The 805-nt window shown below is 62.0% G+C and carries 1 pseudogene; it reads left to right on the forward strand.

The window, feature by feature from the left end:
- Window positions 1–805, forward strand: a pseudogene (locus KLK06_RS59440) (DNA-directed RNA polymerase subunit beta); the annotation flags it as partial.

Here is an 805-nt window from a genome sequence, read left to right on the forward strand (position 1 = left end):
CCCTCGAAGTTCCTGACCTTCTCGCCCTGCAGACCGAGTCATTCGACTGGCTGCTCGGGAACGAGAAATGGAAGGCCCGGGTAGAGGCGGCTCGTCAGGCCGGGCGCAAGGACGTCCCGACCCAGTCGGGCCTCGAAGAGATCTTCGAAGAGATCAGTCCCATCGAGGACTTCTCGGGGACCATGTCCTTGTCGTTCCGCGACCACCGGTTCGAGCCGCCCAAGTACTCCGTAGATGAGTGCAAAGACAAGGACATGACCTTCTCCGCCCCGATGTTCGTCACGGCGGAGTTCATCAATAACACCACAGGCGAGATCAAGAGCCAGACGGTGTTCATGGGTGATTTCCCGCTCATGACGCCGAAGGGCACCTTCATCATCAACGGCACCGAACGTGTCGTGGTCTCGCAGCTCGTCCGTTCGCCCGGCGTCTACTTCGAACGCAATGTCGACAAGACGTCGGACAAGGACCTCTACGGCTGCAAGGTCATCCCGTCTCGGGGTGCCTGGCTCGAGTTCGAGATCGACAAGCGCGACAGCGTCGGTGTGCGCATCGACCGCAAGCGCAAGCAGGCCGTCACCGTGCTTCTCAAGGCACTGGGATGGACCAACGAGGCGATCCTCGAGCGTTTCGGCCAGTACGAGTCGATGCGCGCCACCCTGGAGAAGGACCACACGGCCGGCCAGGACGACGCGCTGCTCGACATCTACCGCAAGCTGCGTCCGGGCGAGCCGCCGACCAAGGAGTCGGCGCAGACCCTGCTGGAGAACCTGTACTTCAACCCCAAGCGTTACGACCTCGCCAA

The organism is Nonomuraea sp. NEAU-A123 (assembly GCF_018603905.1).
GTDB lineage: Bacteria > Actinomycetota > Actinomycetes > Streptosporangiales > Streptosporangiaceae > Nonomuraea.